The organism is Lysinibacillus sp. 10T31 (genome assembly GCF_056394365.1).
In genome coordinates this window covers 132,327-141,218 of sequence record NZ_JBFTHS010000006.1, presented here as the reverse complement: position 1 = coordinate 141,218, position 8,892 = coordinate 132,327, and the positions used below count along the sequence as shown (strand labels likewise).

At 32.4% G+C, this 8,892-nt stretch carries 5 protein-coding genes; 2 read left to right on the top strand and 3 right to left on the bottom strand.

The features are described from left to right. Window positions 1–725 precede the first annotated feature (725 nt). From AC1DCY_RS05560 to AC1DCY_RS05550, 3 genes are all read right to left on the bottom strand, one after another. Window positions 726–971, bottom strand: coding sequence for a hypothetical protein (locus AC1DCY_RS05560; RefSeq protein ID WP_477348199.1), 246 nt, complete (start codon window positions 969–971; stop codon window positions 726–728). A gap of 517 nt (window positions 972–1,488) precedes the next feature. Next, window positions 1,489–1,704, bottom strand: coding sequence for a hypothetical protein (locus AC1DCY_RS05555; protein WP_477348197.1), 216 nt, complete (start codon window positions 1,702–1,704; stop codon window positions 1,489–1,491). Between the two features lie 156 nt (window positions 1,705–1,860). Beyond that, window positions 1,861–2,496 carry a hypothetical protein gene (locus AC1DCY_RS05550; RefSeq protein WP_477348195.1) on the bottom strand — a complete coding sequence of 212 codons (636 nt, stop codon included), beginning with the start codon at window positions 2,494–2,496 and terminating at the stop codon, window positions 1,861–1,863. 688 nt (window positions 2,497–3,184) lie between these two features. Here AC1DCY_RS05550 and AC1DCY_RS05545 point away from each other — a divergent pair. Together AC1DCY_RS05545 and AC1DCY_RS05540 are read left to right on the top strand one after the other, a co-directional pair. Further along, window positions 3,185–4,651, top strand: a complete 1,467-nt coding sequence (locus AC1DCY_RS05545) for a DUF7309 domain-containing protein (RefSeq protein WP_477348193.1) — start codon at window positions 3,185–3,187, stop codon at window positions 4,649–4,651. A gap of 980 nt (window positions 4,652–5,631) precedes the next feature. Then, window positions 5,632–8,661, top strand: a complete 3,030-nt coding sequence (locus AC1DCY_RS05540) for a SpaA isopeptide-forming pilin-related protein (protein ID WP_477348191.1) — start codon at window positions 5,632–5,634, stop codon at window positions 8,659–8,661. Window positions 8,662–8,892: the final 231 nt, after the last annotated feature.

Below are 8,892 nucleotides of genomic sequence, written 5' to 3'. Positions count from 1 at the left end.
GATATGGTAAGATGGGTATAGCTCATAACGATTCCTCCGTTTGAATGTTGGTGTGGTAACTACATTCTACACGAGGTCGTTATGGGCTTCCTTTATATTGATTTCTGAGTGTTGCACTTAATATTACAATCCGTCATTATAATAACTCTCCCCATTCGAATAAGGATGAAAAGAAACAAGTTATTGCTAAAGCTCATAACGTAAATTTACTTTTTTTGTTCAGAGAATTTCACAATGTTGACTGATTAATACAATAAATAAAACTATCAGCCATTATCAGGGATGATAGAAAAGAGAACTATTCCCGATATAATAGCTATGAAGAGTGATAGCGAAATAATTCCGAAATTCCTCTCTTAAGTAGAACCATACCATTATCCATAAAGGTTTCAAAATCAACTTTTGTCAAAAAATGAACAAAAATTGATAAAACTCAGAAAGTTATACTTTGCCTTCTAAAATATGAATTTACGAAATTAGAGCTTTTGCTAGAAAAATACGTAGGTGTTTTGAACAATTAATTCGGTCGGTATTTAGGTATGTGCGATTTGGTGGAGAATGGAGAGTTGCATTTTCAATTTGATTCTCGAGGTAAGATACTATTAAATATGGAAGACTCCACTTTCATAAAGTGAAAATGGAGTTTTTCTGGTTTGAGGCAACCATTTATAAAGTTATCTTCTAAAAAAATCAAATATAAGGGATAGTTGTTAAATGTTCAACAATTAATCTTCATTCGTAAAAACTTTATTAGCATGGCGAATAGTAATAATATTATCATTTGGATTAATTAAAACAACAGTATCCCATGTAGGTTTAATTTGAAGTTCACCGCGTTCATCAATGCGAATCATTGCATTTAGTTCTAGAATACCTTCAATAATAACGATCTCTTTTGCATCGTTATCTTTTATAGCTCTTAATCCATCTTTGAAGCGAATTTTCCAACCAAAAAAATCTACTTCATTCATTGAGAGTTTTCCTCCATGAAAGTACTTTCAGTAACAGTGACATAACTTTTAGTGGAAGTACTAAGTGTCGATCATAACTTGCTAGAATAATCTTTGCTCATTAAAATTGCTATTCCATAATCCACTCGCTTCATATAATCATAATCTCATCCGTTTTAATAAATCATCCAATACTTGTATTATCTTTTTTAGTTTTAATTATTATTTTGTTTCTTTAGGTTTATCAAATGCCCAATCGAAAAACATTAATACTACAGTAAGTATAAGACTGTGAAATAATTTATCAGTAATCAGCCAATCTCCTGAAATAAAGTAGTCTGTAATTAACAATACACAAAATGCAATTAAGAAAAATATTAAATTAAATATAATTTTTTTCACTGAGGCTCCTTTTTAAAACTAGCCTTCTTCCTCATAGATACAAGAAGCAGCCGGTCAATCTATGAGCAAAAAAACCTATTGTAAAAAAACTATTGTAAAAAAACATCAAGGTAAGTGAGACATTTAACTATCATAATTATTTTCTGATTTTTAGTAAGTTAGATAAAACTAAATAAATTATTAAAGTACTTAAGAATAATAGAGTAAAATCAAAAAATAAATTATTAATCCCTAAATCTATTATTTGAAAAATTGATACATCTACTGTTCCTTTATATTGAATCCATTTAAACGGAATCCCTAAAAAAAATGCAATCATTAAACTAATAATAGCAATGTTCTTTTTCTCCACACATCTACCTCCTTATTATCTATATTTATAGCTGATAAATGCTTATACTGCCTATAAACTTGATAATTGGCTATAAAAACACCCCAGAAATGTTTGTGATATAGATGGACATTTCCAGGGCATTTCATACTATGCTATCGATTTTCTGTACATTTCTTAATTTATTAAAGTTAAACTTCTACTCCATTCACCATTCCAAGTAAATCCAATAGGGTTGCTTCCGATGACAACACCAAGTGTATATATGCCTTTTGCTACTACAATAGCTGTATCTTTAGTAGAATATTTTTTACTGATTGAGCTAGTAGCATCTCTATGTGTCCAACTTACATCATGATAGCCAGTTTGCCATGAGTTGATATTAGTTACTTTTACAAATTGAGGTTTATTATTTACAAATTTATAAGTGTAATCAAATGAAATATTTCTCATATTTAGCACACCCAATACTGGGCCATTTAGTGGTGCCCACCAAGAGAATGTGTGACTATCTTTATATTCTGTTGCAAATAAGGAAATTCTAGTATTTTTTTCGATTATAATTTCTTCGCTAGTTGAAATAGCATCATTTTCTTTCGCTTGTATTAAGAATTCTTCAAATTCCTCTAGATCATTGAATTCTAGAAAACTATTATTATCCATATCAGAATTCTCTAAGTCTACTAATTCAAAATCATATTTGTCGCTTAGTTCATTGACTTTTGTTTCAAAATTCTCAGAAGCATTTGCACCTTGGGCTGAAAGTATTGCAAATATAAAAGTAAAAGATAGAGATAAAATTATCTTTTTCATGGATATTGCCTCCTTTATTTTTAGGTATATCACTCGCTTCACATACTTATAATCGTAATCTCATCCGTTTTCAGATAATTGTCATTATTAAACTGTTTGTTTTCATAATCATTCGCCTTTACTTTATCCCCGGGTTGTTAATAACATACCATTAGCAATAAAATTTTAAAAATCAACATTTGTTAGAAATTGAACAAAAATTGATAAAATTCAGAAAAATACTCAGTTTTTGAATTTGATATCACAAATGATACTTATATGAAAGAAAAAAGCCTGTAAAAACAAGACTTCTGCATTTGAATAATGGTATTAAAGTACTCATGAATTCATTTAGAGAACCTTATGCCACAAGTAGATCTGTTCGATGTAAATTATTGACAAAAGTTTCAAAATCAACTTTTGTCAATAATTGAACAAAAATTGATAAAAGTCCGGAAACTTTTTCGCTTTTTAACACGGCAAGTATTGAAATGTGTAACATTGGTGAGGAATAGATTTTGAAGTATTGCACAACGGACAGCTTGTTAGTAAAGTGAATAGAAAGTGGTTCACTTTGAGAAAATCTACAAAGTAGAAGTATTTAATGAAAAAATGGAGCAAGTGATTATTGCTCTTGTGTGTGAATGTAGAGTAAGCCGTAACTTCATCAGAATTGCTTTAACAAGTAGAAGAAGAAGGAGGTTAAATAATGATACAGTTGCATATTGAAAGTAAGAAGAAACCAGAAATTTATCGAAAGTTATTGTTACCGAAGAACAGTAGTTTTTCCAAGCTAGATGAAATTTTATTACTAAGTTTTGATTTGGATGGGGCGGACTATTTTGATTTTGAGATTGTTAAAAAAGATGGACGATTATCTAAAGAGAAGATTTGTTTTTTACCTAAAAATGACGCGGAATTAGATACAGATGAAGAGTTGGTCGATGAATGGCTTCGAAAGCCTGGTGATGAAGCCATTGCACATGTCATTGATAATAGTGAATCATTTACGATTCGATTAGAGAGCAATGAGGATTTATTAATGAACTCTGAAACTCCTTTATGTATTGCTGGAGCAGGCAATATTCATACAGGTAAAATGGACAAGATTGATTTGGAGGAGATTAATGAACTGATACGGGAGGATGAAGAGGCAGATAGTTTACTAGAAAACCTGGAGCCAGATTATCTTACTTTATTGGAGCTTACTAATGACCTGAAAAAATTAAAGCCATGGCAATATTTAAGGGATGATGAAGTCGTTGTCATTCACTTTGAAGATGTAGATTACAAAGTATTTGTTTCTGTTATGGGGGCTGGTGGTGAAGAGTTTGGATTAATGATTTTTGATATGGAACTTGGCTATAACAGCTTAGCGAAGATTCTTTATGAAAAAAAACTATCGAGCGATTTCTCCTATAGTTTAAATGCTTTGTCTGTGAATTTTGTTGATAGGGAAGAGTTAGACCCAGCAGATTATCAGTTAATTAAAGATTGTGGGTTGTCGTATAGAGGGAAGAAGAACTGGATTCAATTCCGTAGCTATCTGGAGGGAACGCATCCTGAAAGGCCAAACTATCTAGAGGTAGAGCTATTAATTGATGTTGTAAGTTGGATGATTAATATTACAGAAGCTCGGAAGGATGGCTGGGAATATCCACAGCTAGCTGCACATCAATATCCAACGTTTAAAGTGCAAATGGATGGGGAATTACAAGAAATCTATATTTTGCAAATAAATATACCAAAGCCAACGTATGAGTGCTACGAGGAAATTTCAATGTTTGAAAAAGCGAAATATAAGAAAAAACCTAAAAGCGCATTACAGCTAGAATATGATTTATTTTACATGCCTTTTGGCGTAGAATCGGAAGAAACGGACCGCACTGTTTATCCGATTTCTGGCATGCTTGTTGAACGAGGAAGCAATTTTGTTATTGAACACGAATTGCTCGCTATGCCTAAAACGCCACCAATTGCACAAGGCTTGTTATGGGCATTTTTACAAGGCTTAGAGGTAAGACCAAGTAAAATATTTGTCTCTAAAGAGTTAAGTCCGATGCTTCAGCCACTAGCAAAAATTGTCGGGGTGGAGCTTGTAGAGAGTGAACTTCCTTGTATTCGAGAAGTGAGAGAAATTTTGACAACTGTACCAATGAATTTTTTTGGAGAATAGTGAATAACGAGACCACACATTTCTGTGATTTTAGCACAGTTAAATGTGTGGTTTTTCTAAATGACCTTTTTCTTTGCATTTCTTTTATCCTATTATGTACGATTCCAAGATCATGATGAGTATTCGGAAGAAACCTTGAATATTGAACGGTTAAGTTTGTTTAATAATAAATATACTCATTGTTGTTTAAATGACTGTATTTAATTGTAATCAAAGAAAATCGTTGAACCCGAAGGATAAGGGGGTAATGTGAAGCGGAAGAAGATATAGTGATATATAATTCTAATATAATAAATAATATTGAAAATGTTATAAACAAATAACTTTCATTATGGCGAGTGGACTGGTATTAGGTTAGCATGCCATTTTTTATTTTAAATGGATACTCACAAGAAATAATGAACATAGTTTATTTCGAGTAGTTTCAGCAGTTGATTTTATACATAAGAAAGACGGGGGGGTAGTAGGATAAGACTTGTTATGAACATCAAGAGTCCACCATGTTTCTTTATAAATTTTTTCTATATAATAATATTTCCTATTTTAATAAAATGTTTATTCAACGAGAGCAGAATTCCAATAAATTGATAATGAAAAACAATAAAAAAATACTCATTGCGAGTAAAATTTTACTGTTTTTTTTGTTATTTAAAGATAAATGAAAAAAATGGAGAAATTTTTAAAATTTATGTAGACAAAAAGTCTGGAATCATTTAGTATTTTTTGAGCAGTCTACTTTGTAATGATTATAAAGTAGGGTTAATTGTTGGTGGAGAGATGAAGGCAGGGCTTATACATGCAATTTTGTCCTATGCTTTGAAGGATTGATTAGAATGTATTCATTTATGACAAGAAGTGAATTGAAGGATAGGGGTACCAACTTATTGTTTGTGACATCCTTTGCAACAGTAAGAAAGAATGTATGAAAGTCGTCAACAAACACCAATAGGTATCTCTCAGGATTTAGAAAGGAGAAAAATATGAAAAAATTAAACATAGTAGTAATGTTATTACTGATCGTATTCCAAATAGTATTATCACCAATCTCAGTATTTGCGAGCGAAGCGGATGCTAATATTGGCACACCTGGAACAACTGAAACAAAAGAAGAACCAGCAGTAGAAGGAAACGGAGCAAATATCAATGAAAGTGCTGGTGTAAGTGATGGGCCAGTAGACAAAGAAACCAGCGTTGTTTCGCCTAAACAATTAGACAACCAAAGTGCTCCTATAGACAAATCAAGCACTCTAACAGACAACCAAAGTGCTCCTACAGACAAATCAAGCACTTTAATAGACAGTCCCAATGCTCCTACAGACAAGTCAAGTACTCTTGCAGAAGGATCTAAAATTGTCGGAGAAGATAATAACTCAGCAAAATCCGAACAAACTCAAACAAATACGTCTCCTGTAGGAAAAGCACGAGAACTAAGCAATACTGGTTTTCTCGATAGTGCGCAAATTACAAAAACAAATTTAACATACGGTGAACAAACAGGAGTCTATGTAACATTTAGTGAAAAGCCTAATCTCAAATTAAAAACGGGCGATACAATTACGATGACTTTACCTCCGGAATTAAAAGGTTTCAATACGAATATTAATCTAGAGGATTATGGTTCGTGTGATGTGACTAGCGGACAAGTTGTATGTACATTCAATAGCAAAGTAGAGGAACGTGAAAATATTACAGGTTTCTTTAATTTCTCTATATTAGGGACGAATGTAAAATATGGAATTAAAAAAACGATTTATACGAACTTTGGAACAAGTTTAAGTGAGCAAGCTGTAACAATTACTCACCCAACTAGTGGTGGTTCAGGAATCTTTTTCTATAAAGCAGGAGATATTATGCCAGAAAATGCTGATGAAGTGCGCTGGTTCCTAAACTTCAACTTAAAGAAAGAATATCTTGATAGTGATATCGTTTTACAAGATACTTCAAAAGGTGGTCAACAAATAAAGAAAGATAGTTTCAATATCCAAACAAGTGGCCAATTAGGTAATCGTCAATTCACACCTGAAGAGTTTCAAAGTAATGGGTTAGGATATGTGAGTTTTACAAGTGATAATTCATTTAATGTAGTAATTAAACAAGGATATGCAAGCTTATCGTCGTTCACTGTAAGTTATAAAACGACGATTACAGCTGAAGGGATAAATGAAAAATATTTGAAGAATGAATATGATTTGAGTTACAAAGTCAACAACCAATTGCCAGTACATGAGAAAAAAGTGGCTCAAGTAAAAAATATTTTAGCCAATGGTTGGGCTGAAGGGAATTTACCAGACAAAGGTACATTAAGAATACTGAAATATATAGATGGTCATAAAGAACAGGTCATTCCAGGTGTTCAATTTAAAGTTTTCTCATCAAATGATCAACAAATTGGCGATTTCTATACAACAGATGACAAAGGAATTGTAGAAGTACCGAACTTGAAAGCTGGTGAGTACTATGTACAAGAAGTATCAGCTCCTGAATATGTAACATTTGACGCAAATAACAAAATTCGATTTAAAATAGAAGCCGGCGCTCCAAAAGGTATTGACTTACCAATTGGCAACAGTTTGAAAAAGACTTCAATTGAAGGAACGAAAACATGGAGCAACGATCGTGAACAAGATCGTCCATCAGAAATCAAAGTAGATTTACTAAAAGACGATGAGGTTATTGCTACAAAAACAGTAACAGCAGAAAATGGCTGGAAATATCAATTTGAAAACTTAGACCAATACACAGTAGAAGGTAAAGAAATCAAATATGCTGTGAAAGAGCAACCAGTAGAAGGGTATAAGTCAAAAGTTGAGGGTTATGATATTTTAAATACAAAAATACCTGTAGGATCAATTGTTTTAACGAAAATAAATGCTGACACTAAAGAAAAATTAGCGGATGTTGAATTTGCGTTAATTAACGATGAAGGCAAAGTAATTGCAGAAAAATTAGTAACTGATAAAGACGGTCAAATTAAAGTTAACAATCTACCTCCGGGCAAATATGCATTTGTGGAAACAAAAGGATTGTATGGATATAAACCTTTATATGAAAAAGTGGAATTTTCAATTGAACACGAACAAAAAGAAGATGTTCAAGTAACAGTAGAAAATTTCTATAACAAGACAACGGTAGTATTGACAAAGCATGCTAAAGATGAGCAAGGTCCAGTATTACCTAATGCAGAATTCAAACTTATTAATCAAGAGGGTAAAGTAGTAGTAATAAAATTAGTAACAGATAAGGACGGTCAAATTAAAGTAGATAACTTACGTCCAGGTAAATATGCGTTTGTGGAAACAAAAGCACCAAATGGTTATCAACTTGATGCAAAACCAATCGATTTTGAAGTTAGTTTGGTAAACGAAGAATCTGTTATTCAATTACAAGTAGTTAATCAAGTTAAACCTGAAAAACCGATAGAAAATCTAGTGCCTCCAGTGAAACCAGAAAAACCGGTGGAATCAGGTGAAAAACCGATAACACCAGAAAAACCCGTGGAATCAGGTGAAAAACCGAAAGACCCAAAAAATGAGAGTAATGTAGTAGAGGAACCTAAGACGCAAGAGAAAACAGAAAAACCGATAGAGATTGAAAAAACACCAAAAAATGAGGGTAAAGTAGTAGAGGAACCAAAGACTCAAGAGAAACCAAAGACTCAAGAGAAACCAAAAAAACCGGTGAAACCAAGTGAGAAACCAAAAGATCCAAAAAATGAGCGTAATTTAATAGAGGAGCCGAAGACTCAAGAGAAGTCAGAAAAACCGGTGGAACTTAGTGAAAAACCAAATGACTCAAAAAATGAAGGTAATGTAGTAGAAATGTCATCAAAAGAGCAAGCCAACAAAGTTGTTCAAAATCAAAAAGTTGACCAAAAGGATCAAAATACTCTAAATCAAGCAAAACGCTTACCTCAAACAGGGGAAAGTAATACAACCTTATACCAAGTACTTGGTTTGGTTTTAGTAGCACTAGCATGCTTGCTATTACGACGTAGTAGAAGAGAAATTTAAAATATAATCCCCCTGTTTTGAACGAACAGGGGGATTATTATGTCCAAATAATGGGTTCGTATAAAGTATAAGCCCTTAAAAGGCTTTTTCTAAACGCTTTTTTGAATTAAGAATGTTCAATGTAAATATATAAATACAAAAATAATCTTGGTAGAGTTACATCGAATATTATATTGTTGGCTATAAGAATCTGCGACTAAAAATGTTGAATTCGCAGCACCAAAACGCAAA

What these genes read in the sequence shown, in the direction of transcription:
- AC1DCY_RS05550 (WP_477348195.1), bottom strand. Translation starts at nt 2,496, where the DNA reads ATGAAAAAGATAATTTTATCTCTATCTTTTACTTTTATATTTGCAATA.
- AC1DCY_RS05545 (WP_477348193.1), top strand. Translation starts at nt 3,185, where the DNA reads ATGATACAGTTGCATATTGAAAGTAAGAAGAAACCAGAAATTTATCGA.
- AC1DCY_RS05560 (WP_477348199.1), bottom strand. Translation starts at nt 971, where the DNA reads ATGAATGAAGTAGATTTTTTTGGTTGGAAAATTCGCTTCAAAGATGGA.
- AC1DCY_RS05540 (WP_477348191.1), top strand. Translation starts at nt 5,632, where the DNA reads ATGAAAAAATTAAACATAGTAGTAATGTTATTACTGATCGTATTCCAA.